This window comes from Phycicoccus duodecadis, assembly GCF_002846495.1.
In the GTDB taxonomy this organism is placed as follows: domain Bacteria; phylum Actinomycetota; class Actinomycetes; order Actinomycetales; family Dermatophilaceae; genus Phycicoccus; species Phycicoccus duodecadis.
In genome coordinates this window covers 2296643-2314856 of sequence record NZ_PJNE01000001.1, presented here as the reverse complement: position 1 = coordinate 2314856, position 18214 = coordinate 2296643, and the positions used below count along the sequence as shown (strand labels likewise).

Sequence of the window (18214 nt, the reverse complement as noted above, 5' to 3'; positions counted from 1 at the left end):
TCCAACCGGCATCCGGCGCGGGTCGCGTTGGCAGATCATGCCGACGGATGCCGCGAGGGCCCCCCATCCTCGCCAACGGCGACGGGGGGCCCTCGTTGGCTCGTGCGCTGGACCGTCAGGCGCCGGCGTCGCCCCGCGGGGCCGCGACCGCCGGCGCAGCGGCCGCGGCCGACCCGCCGGTGGCGTTCGCGGTGTACCGCTGGAGGATCTCCTGCATGTCGACGCCGGTGGTGTTCTTGAGCATGGCCAGGGTCTGGGTGAGGTTGTCGGTCACCTGCCTGGGCAGGGCCCCGGCGCCGTCGGTGGAGACGACGGTGAGGTGGTCGATGGCGGCCATCGGCGCCGCGACCTCGCGGGCCACCTTGGGCAGCACCTCGACCAGCATCTGCAGCACCGCGGCCTCGTTGTAGCGGGCGAAGGCGTCGGCGCGCTTGTTCATCGCCTCGGCCTCGGCCTGCCCGGTGGCGAGGATCGCGCTGGCCTGGGCCTCGCCCTCGGCGCGGGTCGCGTCGGCCTGGGCCACGCGCAGGGCCTTGTCGGCCTCACCGCGCCGGGTGCCCTCGATGGCCTCGGCGTCGGCCAGGGCCGAGCGGCGCGCCTTCTCGGCCTCACCGGTGAGGCGGGCCTTCTCGGCGTCGGCCTGGGCGGCGGCGATGCTGGCGGCCTTGCGGGCCTCGGCCTCGGCGATGGCGGCGTTGCGCGCGGCCTCGGCCTCCTGCTCCACGCGATAGCGGGCGGCGTCCGCGGGCTTGCGCACCTCGGTGTCGAGCTGGCGCTCCTTGAGGGCGGCCTGGCGCACGGCGACCTTCTCCTGCTCGGTGAGGATCGCCTGGTCGCGGTCGGCCTGGGCGAGCGGACCGGCCGCGGCGGCCTGGGCCTGCGCGGCGTCGGTCTCGGCCTTGATCTCGGCGGTCTTCAGCGCGAGCTGGCGCTGGCTGACCGCGATCTCCTGCTCGGCGACGATGCGGGCCTGCTCGGCGGCCTGGCGGGCGTTGGCCTCGGCGATGGCGGCCAGCTGGCCGACCTTGGCCGACTCGGGGCGCCCGAGGTCGGAGAGGTAGGTGCCGTCGTCGGTGATGTCCTGGATCTGGAAGGTGTCGAGGACCAGGCCCTGGCCGGTGAGCGAGGACTCGGCCTCGTCGGCGACCCGCTGGGCGAACGCGGCCCGGTCGCGGATGATCTGCTCGACCGTGAGTGAGCCGACGATCGAGCGCAGCGACCCGGCGAGGGTCTCCTGGGTGAAGGTCTCGATCTCGCCCTGCTGGGTCAGGAAGCGCTGGGCCGCGGCCCGGATGGAGTCCTCGTTGCCGCCGACCTTGACGATGGCGACGCCGTCGAGGTTGAGCTTGACGCCCTGCCCCGAGACCGCCCCCCGGATCTGCACCATGATGCGGCGGCTCGACAGGTCGAGGATGTGCAGGCGCTGCACGAACGGCACCACGAAGATGCCGCCGCCCATGACGACCTTCTGGCCGGAGAGGTCGGTGGACATCTCGCCCGTCTCGGGGTTCTTGACCTCCTTGCCCTTGCGGCCGGTGACGATGAACGCCTCGTTGGGGCCGGCCACGCGGTAGCGCGAGGCGATGACGAGCCCGCTGAGGACGACGAGGAGGACGAGCCCTAGGACGGCGACGAGACCGACGGAGACATCGAACCCGAACATGGGTGCCTGACCTTTCCGGGTGCGCGGCACCCGAGCTGAGTTGGTGAACGATGGACGTGGGCGGCGGACCCCCGGTTCCGCCGCCCGGCTGCGGGTCAGGCGCCCTGGCGGGCGACCGTGACCGAGGTGGGGCTGAGGACGGCCGTGACGACCACGGCGGTGCCGCTGCCGAGGGGCTCGGCCGCGCGCGCGTTGAGCCGGGTGATGTGTCCCGCGGCGACCACGCTGACCATCCCGTAGCCGTCGACCGGGACCGGCTCGACCACGGTGCCGGTGAGCCCGACCAGGCGCGAGGAGCGCACCGTCGACTCGTCGCCGCCACGCATCAGGCGCCGGGTGGCGAGGCCGGCCACCGCGGCCGCGGCCACCCCCGCGACCAGGCCGACCAGGATCGCGACCGGCCCCGAGGCGCCGGCCTCCAGCGTCAGGGCCCCCACGAAGCCGAACGCCGCGAGGAAGCCCGCGATGGCCAGGCCGGACAGCGCGTCCGGGCCGATGCCGTCGAGGACGCCGTCGAGCAGGTCGCCGAGGAGCAGCGAGACGAGCAGCAGCGCGATCCCGACCCCCCCGATGACGAGCATCGTGACCTGCATGGCGCATCCCTCCCCGCCCACCCCGGGCGTGCGTCGCGACGCCCCGTACCGGAGCGCCTAGTCGGCGAGGGTAGCGGGTCGCGCCCCGTGCCGTCGGCGGTCCGCCGACAGCGGCGGTCGGCGAGTGGCAACGGGGGACTGCCCGGCCGCAGACGGTCGCGCGGGCTCAGGCGGTGACGGCGGTCATCCGGATCGAGACGAGGACCCCGGGCAGGTCCACGCCGAGCCGCGCCACGTACCGCGCCGGGCCCGGAGGGGGGAACCAGCGGGCGTACTCCTCGTTGAGGCCGGCGAAGTCCTCGGACCGGGTCAGCAGGACACCCACCTCGACCACGTCGTCCAGCGTGGCCCCGCCGGCGCCCAGGACCGCCCGGCAGTTGCGCAGCGCCTGGCGGGTCTGGTCCTGGATGCCCGCTCCGGCCAGCTCGCCGGTGCTCGGGTCGATGCCCACGAGCCCCGAGACGTGGAGGTGTCCCCCGGCCCGCACGCCCTGGCTGTAGAGCGGCGAGCTCGGGGCGTCGGGGGTGCAGAGGACCTCTCGAGGCACGACGCGCCTCCTGGTGTGTGGGTGGGACCGGGTTCTCCCACTGTCCCAGATCCGTCCGCTCGCGCGCCAGGGTCGGTGGCGGCCGGGCTCAGGCGTGCGGGAACGAGGACTTTGCGGGGGCCTCGAGGTCCTCGCGGTGGCTCCGGATGAGGTCGAGGTTGCGGTCGCGCAGGTGGTCGAAGCCCTGGCCGACGTTGGAGCCGGGGGTCAGCGACGCCAGCGCCTCGGCCGGGTCGAGGCGGGCGCTGACCCATCCCTCGTGGGAGGCGGCCTTGGCGACGATGTGGCCGATGGGAGTCACCACGTGCGAGTTGCCGAAGTAGTGCACGCCGGCGGCGTCGGTGCCGGTGGCGTTGGCGCCGACGACGTAGACGTGGTTGTCGTAGGCCCGGGCCCGCGAGGTGAGCTCCCAGACGTCGGCCGAGCGCAGCAGCGCCGAGGGACGGCAGATGACCTCGGCCCCGCGCACCGCCTGGATGCGCGACAGCTCGGGGTAGTCGCCGTCGAAGCAGATGATCATGCCGATCCGCCCCAGCTCGGTGTCGACCACGGTGACGGTGTCGCCCGAGGTGACCCAGCCGCCGCCGGAGACCGCCTCGGTGCAGAACGGGTGGGTCTTGCGGTAGACCCCCCGGACGACGCCGCGCGGGTCGATCAGCACCGAGCAGTTGTAGACCGTCTCGGGGCTGGGGCCCCGCTCGTAGGTGCCGGCGACGAGGTGGATGCCGAGCTCGGCGGCGACGTCGCAGAGCCGCTGCGTGATGGGCCCGGGGACCTCCGAGACGAGCTCCCAGAGCTCCTCGGTGGGGATGCCGGGGGTGAAGCCGGTGGTGCACGACTCGGGCAGCACCACGAGCTCGGCGCCGGTGGCCTCGACGCAGCGGCGCACGTACTCGACGCAGCGGTCGATGTTGTGGGTGACGGACTCGGCCGTGAGGGCCCCCGGGTGCGGGGCGACCTGCACGGCGGCGACGGTGAACGGGCGCATCAGCGGTTCCTTCCGATCCGGGCGCCGAGCGCGACGCCGGCCAGGGCCAGGAGACCGCCCGCGACGGCGGCCAGGACCAGGTCGCGGGACGAGCGGGCCGTCGGGGCCGCGGCCGCCCTCCCGCTGAACGTCTGGCCGACCGCCGGGGTGCCCGCGGGGGCCGGGACGGCCGGGACGCCGGAACCGGCTGGGGGGCCGCCGGGGACGACGGTGACCGCCCCGGGCGCCGCGATGTCGGCGTCGAGGGCGCTGAAGAACTGGCCCGCCATCTTGCGGGTGACGCCGGCGAGCATCCGCTGGCCCACCCCGCCGATGGTGCCGCCGACGGTGGCGTCGGCCTCGTAGCTGAGGTCGGTGCCGCCGCCGGCCGAGGGGGCCAGGCGCACCCGCACGTCGGCGTCGATGGTGCCGGGGGCGCCGGAGCCGTTGGCGCGCAGGCGCAGGACCGAGGGCTTCTCCATGTCGGTGAGCGCCACCTCGCCGGTGTACGTGCCCTTGATGGCGGCCACCCCGGCGGTGACGGTCATGGCGTAACGGTCCTCGCCGACGGTGGTCAGCGCCTCGCAGCCCGGGATGCAGCGGGCCAGCACGGCGGGGTCGAGGATGGCGCGCCACACCACGGAGGGTGGGGCGTCGAGCGTCGAGGTGCCGGTGATCTTCATCGCGGGCCTTCCTGCGCGGGAACGGGATCGGGGTCGGAGGCGGCGTGCCGGCGGCGGAGCTCCCAGAGGTCGGCCGGGCTGATCGGCATCGAGCGGATGGGGAAGCCCTCGGCGTCCTCGATGGCCGAGGCGATGACGGCCGAGACGGGGATGGTGCCCGCCTCGCCCGCGCCCTTGATGCCGAGGGGGTTCAGCGGTGAGGGGGTCTCGAGGTGGTCGGTCTCGATGTGCGGGACCTCGGAGGCGTACGGCATCAGGAAGTCCATGAACGAGGCGTTGAGCAGCTGCCCGCCCTCGTCGTAGAGCATCCGCTCGTAGAGGGCGCCGCCGACGCCCTGCGCGACGCCGCCGTGCACCTGGCCCTCGACGATCATCGGGTTGACCATCACCCCGCAGTCGTGGACCACGCAGTAGCGCAGGATGCGGATCTCGGCCGTGACGGGGTCGGTCTCGACGACCGCCGCGTGCATCCCGTTGGCGAAGGTCGCCTGGGTGGGCGAGTAGAAGTCCTGGCCCTCGAGGCCGGGCTCGTCGTCGTCGCCGACCGGCGGCGTGTCGGGGTCGAAGGTGCCGGCGAACTGGGTGGCCGCGGCGGCCGACTCGTCGAAGGCGTAGCGCAGCGGGTTCGACATCACCGCAACGGTCTTCAGGGCGATGGACGTGCCGGGCGCGCCCTTGACCGAGACCACGCCGTCGGCGATCTCGAGGTCGTCGGGCGAGACCTCGAGGGCCTCGGCGGCGATGCGCAGCGCCTTGGCGCGCACCACCCGGGCGGCCAGCGCCACCGCGTTGCCCGACATCACGGCGCCGCGGGAGGCGAAGGTGCCCACGGCGTACGCCATCCGCCGGGTGTCACCGGTGGTGACGTGCACGTCGTCGAACGGCACCCCGAGCTCGTCGGCCACGATCTGGGCCAGGATCGTCTGGTGCCCCTGGCCCTGGGTGGTGAGCCCGGTGGCGACGTTGACGCGGCCGCTGGTCTCGACCTGCACGTGCCCGCCCTCGTAGGGCCCGACCCCGGTGCCCTCCACGTAGCAGCCGATGCCGAGGCCGACCCGGCGCCCCTCGCGCTCGGCCTGCTCGCGGTACGCGGCGAAGTCGTCCCAGCCGACGAGGGCCTTGAGCTTGGCGAGGGAGGCCGGGAAGTCGCCCGAGTCGTACTTCAGCGGGCGGCCGTCCTGGAACATCAGGCCGTGGTCCCAGGGCATCTCGTCGGGCTGGATGAAGTTGCGGCTGCGGACCTCGGCCCGGTCGAGCCCGCGGTGCTCGGCGATGGCGTCCATGGTGCGCTCCATGGCGTAGCAGCCCTGGGGGCGGCCGGCGCCCCGGTACGGCGTCACGAGAACGGTGTTGGTGTAGAGGCTCCAGAACTCGACCCGGTAGGCGCCGGGCTTGTAGGGGCCGAGCAGCTGGGTGGCGGTGATGATCGGGACGATGATCCCGTAGGGGGTGTAGGCGCCGTTGTCGTGCCAGAAGCGGACGTCGAGGGCCAGGAGCCGGCCGTCGTCGTCGAACCCGACGGTGACCTCCTGGAGCTGGCCGCGCTCGTGGGCGCTCGAGACGAAGTGCTCGCGCCGGTCCTCGGTCCACTTCACGTCGCGCCCGAGGTTGCGGGCCGCCCAGGGGACCAGCACCTCCTCGGGCCAGGGGTGCACGATCTTGACGCCGAAGCCGCCGCCGACGTCGGGGGTGACGACCTCGACCTTGGCCAGCGGCAGGTCGAGCTTGGCGGCCACCGCCGCCCGCACCCCGGTGCTGGTCTGGGTCGAGGAGTACAGGCGCAGCGAGCCGTCGTCGGCGTCCCAGCGGCCGAAGACGCCCTTGCCCTCCATCGGCATGCAGGCGCTGCGCTCGATCGCGAGCTCGAGGGTCAGGGTGTGCGGCGCACCGGCCATGGCGCTGTCCACGTCGCCCACCTCCTGGCGCAGGTTCGCGGCCACGTTGCCCGGGACGTCGTCGTGCACGAGCCGGTCGCCGTCGCGGGCCCCGGCCACACCGACCACCGCGGGAAGGGTGTCGTACTGCACGGTGATGCGGGCGCAGGCGTCCTCGGCGACGTAGCGGTCGCGGGCCACGACCATCACCACGGCCTCGCCCACGTGGTTCACCTCGTCGCGCGCCAGGCAGTAACCGGTGCGCGCATGGGTCATGGCCGGGTGGGGGATGAGGACCGGGAGCGGCTCGGCGACCCGGCCGGGCAGGTCCTCCCACGTGTAGATCGCCTCGACGCCGTCGAGCTCCCAGGCGTCGGCGATGTCGATGTCGACGATGCGGGCGTGGGCGTGCGGGCTGCGCACGAACGCGGCCTGGAGGGCGCCCCGGCCGAGGTCGTCGAGGTAGCGGCCGTTGCCGGTGAGCAGGCGCGGGTCCTCGCGGCGCTGGACCTTCTCGCCCATCTGCCGGGTGCTCACGCGGTGCCCTCGCGCTCGCGGCGCAGCTCGGCGGCCCGCAGGACGGCCGCGACGATGTTCTGGTAGCCGGTGCAGCGGCACAGGTTGCCCGAGATGGCCTCGCGGGCCTCGTCGGCCGAGGGGTCGGGGTGCTCGTCGAGGTAGGCGCTGATGGTGGTGACGAACCCCGGTGTGCAGAAGCCGCACTGGAGCGCGTGACACTCGACGAAGGCCTGCTGCACGGGGTCGAGGTCGGCGGGGTCGTGGCCGATGCCCTCGACGGTGGTGACGTCGTGGGCCTGGGCGGTGACGGCGAACATCAGGCAGGCGCGGGCCGGCTCCCCGTCGACGAGCACCGTGCACGCCCCGCAGACGCCGTGCTCGCAGCCGACGTGGGTGCCCGTGAGGCCGAGGTCGTGGCGCAGGAAGTCCGAGAGTAGCCGGCGGGCCGGGGCCGCGGCGGTGCGCCGGATCCCGTTGACCCGCACCGTGATGTCGAGCAGCGGCTCGGCCGCGAACTGGCTCATGCCGCTCCCTCCTGGGCGCCGGCCGCGGTCGAGACCAGCGTGCGGACGGTGAGCTCGGCGGCCAGCATCCGGCGGTAGTCGGCGCCGGCGTGGATGTCGGACTCGGGGTCGACGTGGGCGCGCACGGCCTCGGTGACGGCGTCGAGCGGGAGGGTGCCGAGCCGGGCGCCCGCGAGCACGGAGGTGAGGTCGAGGACGTCGGGGACGGGCGTCACGGAGACGAAGGCGGCCCGGGCGCCGGTGACGGTGTCGCCGTCGGTGCTGACCGCGATCGCGACGCCGGCCAGCGCGTAGTCGCCCGAGCGCCGCGCCGACTCGGCGAAGCCGGTGCGGGTGCCGGCCGGGAGTCGCCCGAAGCGCACGGCCACGACCAGCTCGTCGGCCTCGAGGACGGTCTCGAGCGGCCCGAGGAAGAAGCCGTCGGCGGCCACCTCGCGGGTCCCGCGGGGGCCGGCGACCTCGAGGACGGCACCGGTGAGCACCGCGACCGCCGGCATCTCGCCCGCGGGGTCGGCGTGGGCCAGCGAGCCGACGGTGGTCCCGCGGGTGCGGATGGCGGGGTGGGCCACGTGGCGCACGGCCTGGCGCAGCAGGGGGAGGGCCGCGGCGGCACCGTCGTGGCGCTCGAGGCCCGCGTGGCGGACCAGCGCGCCGACCCGCACGTGCTCGGGCGTGACCTCGACGGTGTCGAGCCCGGCGACGCCGTTGATGTCGACCAGGTGCCCGGGGGAGGCCAGGCGCATGTTCAGCACCGGGACCAGGCTCTGCCCGCCGGCCAGGACCTTGCCGTCGTGCCCGACCTGCGTGAGCACCGCGACCGCCTCCTCGACGGTGCGGGGTGCGTGGTGGACGAACGGGGCGGCCTTCACCTGGTCGATCCTGCCTCTCGGGGGTCCGTCGTGGTGGGAAGGGAGGGGTGGAACAGGCGTGCCCCGCCCGGTGCCGGCACCGGGCGGGGCACGCCTCTCGGGGTCAGGGGCGCCGGTCGGGGCCCGGGTCGCGCTCGCCGGAGGGGGCCCGGTCGCTGCCCTGGCGCAGGTCGTCGACCCCGTCGGCGTCGCCGTAGACGTGGTCGCCGACCGCGATCGCCGTTCCCTCGGCCTGGTCGCGCAGCTCGCGCGGGGCGATGACGCGGGCCAGGTGCCAGCCGGCCACCGTGACGATGGTGCCGAGGGCGATGCCACCGAGCGAGAAGGTGTCGGTGACCTTCAGCTGGACGTTGCCGATGCCGATGATGATGCCTGCGGCGACCGGGACCAGGTTGATCGGGTTCGCGAAGTCGACCCCGTTCTCCTTCCAGATCTTGGCGCCGAGGAGGCCGATCATCCCGTAGAGGACGACGGTGATGCCGCCCAGGACGCCGCCGGGCACCGACGCCACCAGGGCGCCGAACTTGGGCGAGAGGCCGAAGAGGAGCGCGACCACGGCCGCCACGTAGTACGCGGCCGTCGAGTAGACCCGGGTGGCCGCCATCACCCCGATGTTCTCGGCGTACGTGGTGGTGGGCGAGCCGCCGACCGAGGTGGCGAGGACGGTGCCGATGCCGTCGGCCGCGATGGCCCGGCCCATGACCGGGTTCAGGTCGTGGCCGGTCATCTCGGCCACGGCCTTGACGTGGCCGGTGTTCTCGGCGATCAGGGCGATGACGGCCGGGAGCACCAGCAGGATCGCGGCGGCCGAGAAGCTGGGCAGGTGCCAGCCCACGACCTCCTTGCCGTCGGCGGCGATCATCGTCTGGCTCGGGAAGCCGAACCACGGGGCCGTCCCGACGCCCGAGGTGTCCCAGCGGAAGTGGTCGGTGGCCTCGGTGGCGCCGCCCAGCACGGAGTTGATCTGCCCCACGGTGTGGTCGAGCACCCACGAGAGCAGGGTGCCGAAGATCAGCGCCAGGAAGATCGCGATGCGGCTCACGAAGCCCTTGAACGCGACCGCCACGACGATGGTGAAGAGCATCGTGAGCACGGCCACCCACTGGTCCTGCGGCCAGTAGATGCCGGCCACCACCGGCGCGAGGTTGAAGCCGATGAGCATCACGACGGCGCCGGTGACGACCGGCGGGAGCACCGCGTGCACCACGTGCGACCCGAGGACGTGGATGAGCACGCCGACGGCCACCAGCACCAGGCCGGCCACCAGGATGGCACCGGTGACGGTGGGGGAGTCGCCGCCCTGGGCGCGGATGGCCGCGACCCCGCCGACGAAGGACGCCGAGGTGCCGAGGTAGCTGGGGACCCGGCCCGACACGATGAGCAGGAACGCGATGGTCGCGACGCCGCTCATCATGATCGCCAGCTGGGGGTTCAGGCCCATGACCAGCGGGAAGACGAAGGTGGCGCCGAACATCGCGACGACGTGCTGGGCGCCGAGGCCCACGGTGCGACCCCACGAGAGGCGTTCGTCGGGGGCGACGACCTCACCGGGCGCGAGCGACCGGCCGTCGCCCTTGAGCTTCCAACCGAGACCGAGGGACATCCACTGACCTCATTCCGAGAGGGTCCACGCCGACGGTGACGCGGCTCACAGGACCGTGATACCGGGAACCTAGTGACGGCGTCCCGCGACACCCTCAGCAATGGTTGACAGCCGGATGCCGGTTCCGTTGGCAACGCTGCGGGCGACCCCACGTTCTCGCCCGATGCCGGAACCTTCACCTGGTGGCGGCAACGGTTCGGGTGCCGAGCCGAAGGTCCCGGTGCCGAGCGCGGCCTGGGGTGGTGGACGATGGCCGGATGCACCACGTGGAGCTGCTCCTCGACGAGCGGGGGGACGCCGCGGTGCGCGACGCCTGGCGCCGGCTCGACGACGCCGGGCTGCCCAGCCAGGCGAGGCACCGCAGCGCGTCGAACCGCCCGCACGTGACCCTGACGATGTCGCCGGGGTGGCCCGGCGCCGAGGGGCTGGCGGCGCTGGCCGCGGCGCTGCGTACCCTGCCGCTGCCGGTGCTGCTCGGGCCGCCGCTGGTGTTCGGCCGGCGCCGGTTCGTGCTCGCGCGTTCGGTCGTCGTGACCGACGAGCTGCTGGCGCTGCACCGCGCCGTCACCGCGCTCGTCCGCCCGCCCGCCGCCGACCACCTCGAGCCGGGTCGGTGGACCCCCCACGTGACGCTGGGGCGCCGGCTCGACGCCGCCCAGGTGGGGGCGGCGCTGGCGGTGCTGGCCGGCGACGACGAGGGCGAGCCGGCCCGCACGGCCGGCACGACGGACCCGGCGGAGGTCGCGCTCGTCGCGGCCCGGCACTGGGACTCGGAGGCGAGGCTCGACGAGCCCCTGACGCCGCGGTGACCCCGCCCCACCGGCGCCCGGCACCCCGTAGCGTCGAGGGATGACGACCCGCCGCTTCGACTTCGCGTTCACGACGCCGTACCGCATCGCCGGCCTGCCCTTCGGGGTGCTGCCCGCGACCACCTGGGTCGAGGTGGGGGACGGTCGGCTGCGCGCGCGGTTCGGCTGGTGGACCCTCGACACCCGGCTCGACAACGTCACCGACGTCTCGACCTCGGGCGACTACGCGTTCGTCAAGACCGCCGGGCCGCCGCACCTCTCGCTGACCGACCGCGGCGTCACCTTCGCCACCAACGGCGACCGCGGGGTGTGCGCATCCTTCGCCACCCCGGTGCGCGCCATCGACCCCACCGGGCGCATCACCCATCCCGGCGCCACCTTCACTGTCGCCGACGTCGACGGCTTCGCCACGGCCCTGCGCGAGGGCTGAGCTCGCGGCGTCCGCGGTTCTCGAGGTGCCGTTATCAACCGTTCGCCTCGGTCCCAACGCCCTAGCATGAGCGCGTGAACGCTGACTACTGTGCGTGCGGACGACGGTCGGAGGCGCGATGCACGGCATGCGGGGCGATCGTCTGTGCGGCGCATGGCGCAAGCGCCCCCCTCGATCCGAAGGTCGGGTGGACAGTCGGCGGGCCGGTGGTGTGTCTCGACTGCGAGCGGAAGCTCCTCCACGCCAGACGGTCTGCCGAGGAGGAGAGCATAGCGTCAGATCCTGATCCGTGGCGCAGGCGCGCGCGTGCGCTGGCGGACTCGCGGTGGGAGCAAGCTCCGTTCGATGGGTGGAAGGCCAGAGGAGTTCCCTTCGCAAGTACTACCCCGGAGGGCGAACTCCTCGCGCTCTTCCACGCGCGTCCGCTCGACATCCGAACGGAGTCGACGACGACGGTGATCGTCCGTGTAAGCGGTCTCTTCGGCGCGAGGAATGTCGTCAAGCACTTCAGGAACGACCTCAGCATCCCGTTGTCTGTCACGACCGGCGACGGGTACGCCGGCCCCAGCGCACGCCTTCGTCCGCGCGGGGAGCTGGTAGCACCCCTTCCGAGAACAAATTTCATTGACGCATGGGTGGCCATGGGGCCTGGAGAGCGACCGGACACCGAGATCGAACGGTCTCTGAAAGGCGTCGGCATGTCGCGATCACGCGCACGCACGACGTTTCAGCGCTTCGAAGCGGATATCGAACGGCCGAAACCTCTACCCGACAGTGCCTACCCGGCTTTCGCGGGCGTGATGCTTTCCGCATGGCGTCACCACCACCAGATCGGATGACGGACCGGACGCATGCCGCCAGGGCCATGCTCGCGCGCAGGAAGAGGAATCAGATGCCCTTCATGCGGTGCACCCGCAGGGCCAGCGCTAGGGTGAGGCGCAGCTGGGGGTCGGTGGTGAACGGCCCGAGCATCCGCTCCAGCTTCGCGATGCGGTAGCGCAGCGTGTTGTAGTGGAAGAACAGCCGGCGCGCGGTCTCGGCGACGTTGAGGTTGGTGTCGAGGAGGACCGAGAGGGTGTTGCGCAGGTCGGCGTTCTCGGGGACGTCGTCGGTGGCGAGCTCGCCGAGGCTCTCGGTGACGAACCGCCGCAGGTCGGCGGAGTCGGGCACCAGGGCCAGCAGCCGGTAGATGCCCAGCCGGTCGAAGTGCGACAGCCCCGAGCCGCCGTCGACCTGGCGTCCCACCTGCACGGCGGTGAGCGCCTCGTCGTAGGCGCGGGGGAGGTCGGCGACCGAGGTGACCAGCCGCGACACCCCGGCGGTGAAGGTGCGCCGGCCCCCGCCGCCGTCACCGCGCACCACCCGCGCCAGGTCGCCGACGGGCCGCAGGACGGCGTCGGTGTCGGCGTCCTCGGGAACGGGGAGCAGGACGACGACCTCCTGGCTGAAGCCGGCGACGGCCACCGAGGTGTCGCGCGAGCGCACCGCCTGGGTCCAGGCGCGCACGAACCGGTCCTGAAGGCTGTGCACCTCGTCCGCGGCCCGGGTGGTCTCGGCGTCGTTCTCGTCGGTCTCGGCCACCACGACCACCAGCGGGCGGTCGATGTCCCAGCCCAGCGAGGCGGCGTGCGCGGCGGCGTCAGCCGGGTCGCCGGCCCGGCCCGCGAGCACGTCGCGCAGGAACTCGGCGCGGTACTTGCCCTCGACGGCCGCGACCGCCTGCTGCTTGGTGACGGCGAGCGCCGCGACGGTGGCGGCCCGCTCGAGCATGTGCACGTCGGTGGCGGTCAGGGCCGGCCCCGGCGAGAACGCTCCGAGGACGCCCAGCTCGGAGGCCCCTGCGACGATGCGCACGAACGCGCGTGCCGGGTCGGCCGGTCCCTCGGGCGCCCGCAGGCCCACGGGCTCGTCCTCGACCAGGAGCCGCCCGGTGCGGTCGAAGCAGGCCAGGGCGACCGGCGGCCCGACCTCCGGCAGGGTGCCGGCACTGGCGAGCACCCGGCCGTCGGTGGTCGTGACGACCGCCGCGCCGCCGAAGAAGCCCGCCACCGCGTGGGCGATCTCGCCGAGGCCGCCGCCGTCGAGGACCACGCGCACGAGGACGCGGTGCACCTCGTCCTCGCGCTCGAGGAGGGCACGCTGGTGTTCGACCAGGGCGGTGAGCGCGCGCAGGTCGGTGTCGGCGGGGGCTGGCAAGGTCTGTGCGTCGCCCCGCCCATCGTTGGCAACTCTGACCATCCGCCCACTGTATCGGCGTCACTACCGTCGCCGTATGCGCACGCCCGCCGCGGTCCCGGCACCCGGGCCCCGGGTGCTCCCCGGCGCCCTGTCGCCGCTGACCGCCGACCTGGTCCGCGGCGCGCGCCGGCCCGCCGTCGTGCTGGCCGTGGGTCGCTTCGGCGCGTACCTCGGAGCACACGGACGGGTGCTCCCGGTGCTGAGCCAGGATGCCGTCGCGCTGCCGGGGGCCCTGCGCCTCACCGAACCCTCCGCCACGCTCGACCTCGGGCTCGCCGTGGGGGACGTCGTGGTCGTCGGGGGTGGCTGCGTGCGCACGCCCGGCGCCACCGTCCGCGGCGTGCGCACCTGGCGACCGGCGCGGGTCCGCGCCGGGTCGGCCTGCAGCACCTCGCTCCCGGGGGCCCGCCCGCTGCTGGCCGCCGCCGTGGGTGACCTCGACCCGTGGCTGGCCGCGGGCGTCGACGGCTGCCTGCGCGCCGTCGACCCGTACGCCGCGGTCGCGGGCCTCGTCGGTCGCGGGGAGGGGCTCACGCCCGCGGGTGACGACGCCCTGGCCGGCGCGCTCCTGCTGCGCCGGGCCCTCGACCTCGCGCCCCCCGCTCGCGCCGATGACGCCCTCGTGGCCGCGGTGCGGGCCCGGCTGCACGCCACCACCGCGGTGTCGGCCTCCCTGCTCGACGCCGCGGCCGGCGGCTGGGCCGCTCGCGAGGTGGTCGCGCTGCTCGACGCGGTGGTGCACGGGGGTGCGAGCGCGGTGCGCGCCGCGCTGCCGGCCGTGCTGGCCATCGGCCACACCTCGGGCCGCGACCTCGTCACCGGCCTGCTGGCCGCCCTCGACGCCCTCGTCCCCTCCGGAAGGATCGCCGCATGAGCGTCCACGTCGAGCTCCGCCGGGGCGCCTACCACGACTCGGTGAGCCTCCTCCAGGTCTCGCGCGCCGTCGCCGGGGCCCCCGGCGTGGAGGCGGCGCAGGTCGCGATGGCCACCGAGCTCAACGTCGACGTGCTGCGGGGGATGGGCTTCACGGTGCCCGAGGAGGCCGGCCCCAACGACCTCGTCGTCGCGCTGCGGGCCACCGACGACGACGGCCTCGCCACCGGGCTGGCCGCGGTCGAGGATGCCCTGGCCGCGCTGAGCGCCACTGCGGGCTCCACCGGCGCCGACGACGAGGTCCCGCCCGGGACCCTCGGCTCGGCCGTCCGGCGCTCCGGCGCCAGGCTGGCCCTGGTCTCCGTCCCGGGGGCCCACGCCGTCACCGAGACCTATGACGCCATCGCGGCCGGTGCCTCGGTGATGCTGTTCTCCGACAACGTGTCCGTCGCCGACGAGGTGGCGCTCAAGGACGCCGCGGCCGCCGCCGACGTCCTGGTCATGGGTCCCGACTGCGGGACCGCCCTGGTGGGCGGGGTGGCCCTGGGCTTCGCCGACGTCGTGCGGGCCGGGCCGGTCGGCATCGTCGCCGCCTCCGGCACCGGTGCGCAACAGGCGATGTGCCTGCTGGACGCGGCCGGTGTCGGCCTCAGCCACTGCCTCGGCGTCGGGGGGCGCGACCTCTCCGCCGCGGTGGGGGGCCGCTCGACCCGCCAGGCGCTGCGGGCGCTGGCCGCCGACGCCGCGACCGACTGGGTGCTGGTGGTGTCGAAACCGCCGGACCCGGAGGTGCTCGCCGCCATGGAGCGCGAGGTCGAGACCCTCGGCCTCCGGGCGCACTGGGCCATCCTCGGGCCCGGGCGCCCCGACCTGACGGCCGCCGTCGAGCAGGCCCTGACCGCCGAGGGGGTCACCGTCCCCGACTGGCCGGCCGTGATCGCCGCGACCGACGCGCCGGGGCGGCCCGCCGACGCCCCCGTCACGCCGGGCTCGCTGCGGGGGCTCTTCTGCGGCGGCACCCTCGCCGAGGAGGCCGCCCTCGTCGCGGGCGCCGTCCTCGGCCCGGTCAGCAGCAACCTCGGCCATGACCCCGAGCACGCCCTCGGCCGTGACCTGCGCGCCCCGGGTCACGTCGTCGTCGACTTCGGTGCCGACGAGCTCACCCGCGGCCGCGCGCACCCGATGATCGACCCCACGCTGCGGATGGAGCGGATCGCGGCCGAGGCCGCCGACCCCACCTGCGGGGTCCTGCTCCTGGACCTCGTCCTGGGCCACGGTGCCCACCCCGACCCCGGCCCCGAGCTGGCCGAGGCCGTCCGGGCGGCCCGCGACACCGCTCGCGGTGCCGGGCGGGAGCTCCCCGTCGTCGTCTCGCTCTGCGGCACCGACGCCGACCCGCAGGACCGCCGGCGCACCGAGGCGGCCCTGGCCGCGGCCGGAGCCTCGGTGTTCCTGTCCAACGCGGCCGCCGCCCGGCATGCGGCCGGCATTCTCGGAGGCGCCCGATGACCACCCCGCTGCGCGGCCTGCTCACCGCCGACCCGGTCGTCGCCACCTCGGGGGTGGCCCTCTTCGCCGACGCCCTGCGCGACCAGGCCGTCCCCGTGCTGGATGCCGGCTGGCACCCGCCGCCGCCCGGCACCGAGGGCGACCTCGCCACGGTGATGGCCGACCCGCGCCGGGTCGCCGCCAACGCCGAGGCCCTGGCCCGGATGACCGCGGCGGAGGCCCACCTGGTCGACGTCCTGCCCGCGTCCGAGGCGCTCGGCCTCGAGCGCGGCACCTTCCTGCACGCCGGCCCGCCCATCGAGTGGGAACGCGCGTCGGGGCCGCTGCGCGGCGCCCTCGTCGGGGCCGTGCTCCTCGAGGGCCTGGCCGACACCCCCGACGAGGCCGAGCACCGGCTGGCGGCCGGTGAGTTCGACCTCGAGCCGTGCCATCACCGCGGCGCCGTGGGCCCGATGGCGGGCGTCGTCAGCCCGTCGATGTGGGTCTACGCCGTGCGCGACGACGCCCACGGCAACACCTCGTGGTGTTCCCTCAACGAGGGCCTGGGCAAGGTGCTGCGCTACGGCGCGTACGGCCCGGAGGTGCTCGACCGGCTGCGCTGGATGGGTGCGGTCCTGGGCCCGATCCTGCGGCAGGCCGTCCGCAGCACGGGGCCGGTCGACATCCGCGCGATCATCGCCCAGATGCTCCAGATGGGTGACGAGGGGCACAACCGCAACCGGGCCGGCTCGCTGATGCTGCTGCGCGAGCTGCTCCCGGGGATGATCACGGCCGACGCGCCCTCCGCCGACGTGGCCGAGGCGGTGCGCTTCTCGGGCGCCAACGAGCACTTCTTCCTCAACCTGGGGATGCCCGCCTGCAAGCTGGCCACCCGTGCCGCCGAGGGCATCCCCGGCTCGACCGTCGTCACGACCATGGCGCGCAACGGCACCGACTTCGGCATCCGCGTCTCCGGCACCGGCGACCAGTGGTTCACCGGGCCGGCCAACACGCCGCAGGGCCTCTTCCTCGGTGACTACGGCCCGGCCGACGCCAACCCCGACATCGGCGACTCGGCCATCACCGAGACCGCCGGCATCGGCGGTTTCGCGATGGCCGCCGCCCCCGCCATCGTGCGGTTCGTCGGCGGCGACGTGCCCTTCGCGCTCGCCGCGACCCGCCGGATGTACGAGGTCACGGTGGGCGAGCACCCCGTCTACCAGGTGCCGATCCTCGGCTTCCGCGGGACGCCGGTGGGCATCGACGTGGCGCTGGTCGTGCGCACCGGCGACCTGCCGCAGATCAACACCGGGATGGCCGGCCGGGTCGCGGGGACGGGGCAGGTGGGCGCCGGCCTCGTCACGCCTCCGGCCGAGTGCTTCACCGCCGCCCTCAGCGCTCTGGCGCGGGCCGCGGGCTCCTGACGGGGGCGCCGTGCCGGCTGCGTGAGGGCAGTCGGGCCGCCCGCACCAGCAGCTCGAGCGGGCCGGTGCCGAAGCGGCGGTCGAGGGCCCAGCAGGCGGCCACCACGACCGCGGTGGTCCCCAGCAGGATCGGCCAGGTGTCGTCGCGCGCGCCGTCACGCGCCAGCGACACCAGCGCGAGCACCACGATCTGGAGGGCGTAGGCGGTCAGGGCCAGCCGGCCGACGGCCAGGAGGACACGCAGGGCGGGCTCGAGCACCATGGCCCGGCCCCGCACCAGCAGCACCAGCGCGAAGGACGCCACGACCGCGGCCGCCGCGAGGAAGGTGACGGCCACGACCTCGGCCGTCGTCCCGGAGTAGGGGGCCGCACCGTCGGCGGTGCCGTCGCCGATGACCTTCACGACGCCGCTGGCACCGAGCAGGACCGCGGCGACGCCCGCGGTGGGGACGAGCCGGGTGAGGTGGGGCAGGAGCAGGGCGAGGACGAGCCCCGTCAGGGCCATCGGGAGGAAGGACACCAGCCGGTAGTCGGGCCCGGTGGCGAGCCAGCGGAGCAGGTCGGCGGTGACCGCCCCGGTCGCGGACCGGTCGGCGAGTGCGTGGTCGCGCACCCGTTCGGTGACGAGCGGGCCGAGCACCGCGCCGCCCACCACCAGTCCCAGGGTGAGCACGGGCAGAGGACGCAGCAGCAGGGCCAGCGGGGCCAGCACGACGACCAGGACACCGAGGTAGGGCAGCACGACGTCGATCTGGCCGTAGGTCGCCTGCAGCACGATGCCGAGGAGCACCAGCAGGACCCCGCGGAGCACGTCGTCGGCCACGAAACGGGCGCGGTCGACCCGCTCACGGGTCAGCCGGAGGGCGGTGGCGACCCCGATGACGACGACGAAGAGCGGGGCGGTGAGGTACTCCGAGACGTCGAGCGGCCCGCCGACGGGGCTGAGGTGCGCCACGAGCATCGAGAGCACGGCCAGGCCGCGGGCGGCGTCGAGGCCGTCGAGCCGGTGCCCGGTGGCCCCCGGGCGGGTCGTCACGGGAGCGCGCCCGGGGGTGGCGGCGGCGCGGTGCCGCCCGCCGGCGGGGGTGAGGTCGGTCGCCATCGGGCCGC

17 protein-coding genes are annotated in these 18214 nt (G+C 74.6%); 6 read left to right on the top strand and 11 right to left on the bottom strand.

The genetic code is table 11. The features are described from left to right. Positions 1-115 precede the first annotated feature (115 nt). The 9 genes from ATL31_RS10840 to ATL31_RS10800 form a co-directional block, all read right to left on the bottom strand. Positions 116-1663, bottom strand: coding sequence for a flotillin family protein (locus ATL31_RS10840; protein ID WP_101395783.1), 1548 nt, complete (start codon positions 1661-1663; stop codon positions 116-118). Positions 1664-1758: 95 nt separating this feature from the next. Next, positions 1759-2256 carry a hypothetical protein gene (locus ATL31_RS10835; protein WP_211284016.1) on the bottom strand — a complete coding sequence of 166 codons (498 nt, stop codon included), beginning with the start codon at positions 2254-2256 and terminating at the stop codon, positions 1759-1761. A gap of 166 nt (positions 2257-2422) precedes the next feature. Continuing rightward, a complete protein-coding gene (locus tag ATL31_RS10830; RefSeq protein ID WP_101395781.1) occupies positions 2423-2803 on the bottom strand; it encodes a RidA family protein in 381 nt (126 codons plus the stop codon). 88 nt (positions 2804-2891) lie between these two features. Further along, positions 2892-3791, bottom strand: a complete 900-nt coding sequence (locus ATL31_RS10825) for a carbon-nitrogen hydrolase family protein (protein WP_101395780.1) — start codon at positions 3789-3791, stop codon at positions 2892-2894. Next, positions 3791-4453: an SRPBCC family protein gene (locus ATL31_RS10820; protein ID WP_101395779.1), complete on the bottom strand. Its 663-nt coding sequence runs from the start codon at positions 4451-4453 to the stop codon at positions 3791-3793. Before ATL31_RS10820 ends, ATL31_RS10825 begins: the two co-directional genes overlap by 1 nt. Further along, complete coding sequence (gene cutA, locus ATL31_RS10815) at positions 4450-6864, bottom strand: aerobic carbon-monoxide dehydrogenase large subunit (protein WP_101395778.1); 2415 nt, start codon at positions 6862-6864, stop codon at positions 4450-4452. Before cutA ends, ATL31_RS10820 begins: the two co-directional genes overlap by 4 nt. Next, positions 6861-7370, bottom strand: a complete 510-nt coding sequence (locus tag ATL31_RS10810; RefSeq protein WP_101395777.1) for a (2Fe-2S)-binding protein — start codon at positions 7368-7370, stop codon at positions 6861-6863. Before ATL31_RS10810 ends, cutA begins: the two co-directional genes overlap by 4 nt. After that, positions 7367-8239: an FAD binding domain-containing protein gene (locus ATL31_RS10805; protein WP_101395776.1), complete on the bottom strand. Its 873-nt coding sequence runs from the start codon at positions 8237-8239 to the stop codon at positions 7367-7369. The genes ATL31_RS10810 and ATL31_RS10805 overlap by 4 nt, the downstream gene beginning before the upstream one ends. A gap of 103 nt (positions 8240-8342) precedes the next feature. Next, a complete protein-coding gene (locus ATL31_RS10800) occupies positions 8343-9842 on the bottom strand; it encodes a uracil-xanthine permease family protein (RefSeq protein ID WP_101395775.1) in 1500 nt (499 codons plus the stop codon). 257 nt (positions 9843-10099) lie between these two features. On the opposite strand from ATL31_RS10800, the gene ATL31_RS10795 reads away from it, so the two are divergent. The 3 genes from ATL31_RS10795 (at position 10100) to ATL31_RS16330 (ending at position 11920) form a co-directional block, all read left to right on the top strand. Next, complete coding sequence (locus ATL31_RS10795; RefSeq protein WP_101395774.1) at positions 10100-10651, top strand: 2'-5' RNA ligase family protein; 552 nt, start codon at positions 10100-10102, stop codon at positions 10649-10651. A gap of 40 nt (positions 10652-10691) precedes the next feature. Continuing rightward, positions 10692-11081 (top strand): hypothetical protein, encoded by a 390-nt coding sequence (locus tag ATL31_RS10790; RefSeq protein ID WP_101395773.1) that lies wholly within the window; start codon positions 10692-10694, stop codon positions 11079-11081. A gap of 74 nt (positions 11082-11155) precedes the next feature. Continuing rightward, positions 11156-11920, top strand: coding sequence for a hypothetical protein (locus ATL31_RS16330; RefSeq protein WP_143598379.1), 765 nt, complete (start codon positions 11156-11158; stop codon positions 11918-11920). Between the two features lie 49 nt (positions 11921-11969). On the opposite strand, the gene ATL31_RS10785 is transcribed toward ATL31_RS16330, so the two are convergent. Next, positions 11970-13277 (bottom strand): PucR family transcriptional regulator, encoded by a 1308-nt coding sequence (locus tag ATL31_RS10785; protein WP_245862278.1) that lies wholly within the window; start codon positions 13275-13277, stop codon positions 11970-11972. A 76-nt stretch (positions 13278-13353) separates the two neighbouring features. Between ATL31_RS10785 and ATL31_RS10780 the strand changes: the two genes are divergently transcribed. From ATL31_RS10780 to ATL31_RS16910, 3 genes are read left to right on the top strand one after another with little or no spacing between them, the layout of a single operon-like run. Beyond that, complete coding sequence (locus ATL31_RS10780) at positions 13354-14193, top strand: oxamate carbamoyltransferase subunit AllH family protein (protein WP_101395771.1); 840 nt, start codon at positions 13354-13356, stop codon at positions 14191-14193. Next, a complete protein-coding gene (locus ATL31_RS16915) occupies positions 14190-15701 on the top strand; it encodes an AllF/FdrA family protein (RefSeq protein WP_101395770.1) in 1512 nt (503 codons plus the stop codon). The genes ATL31_RS10780 and ATL31_RS16915 overlap by 4 nt, the downstream gene beginning before the upstream one ends. After that, the gene (locus ATL31_RS16910) at positions 15698-17104 is read left to right on the top strand and encodes a YlbE family protein (RefSeq protein ID WP_101395769.1); all 1407 of its coding nucleotides are present in this window, start codon (positions 15698-15700) and stop codon (positions 17102-17104) included. The genes ATL31_RS16915 and ATL31_RS16910 overlap by 4 nt, the downstream gene beginning before the upstream one ends. Here the strand turns inward: ATL31_RS16910 and ATL31_RS10765 are convergent. Next, positions 17073-18206, bottom strand: coding sequence for an acyltransferase family protein (locus tag ATL31_RS10765; RefSeq protein WP_101395768.1), 1134 nt, complete (start codon positions 18204-18206; stop codon positions 17073-17075). The two genes, ATL31_RS16910 and ATL31_RS10765, sit on opposite strands and share 32 nt — an antisense overlap. Positions 18207-18214 lie beyond the last annotated feature (8 nt).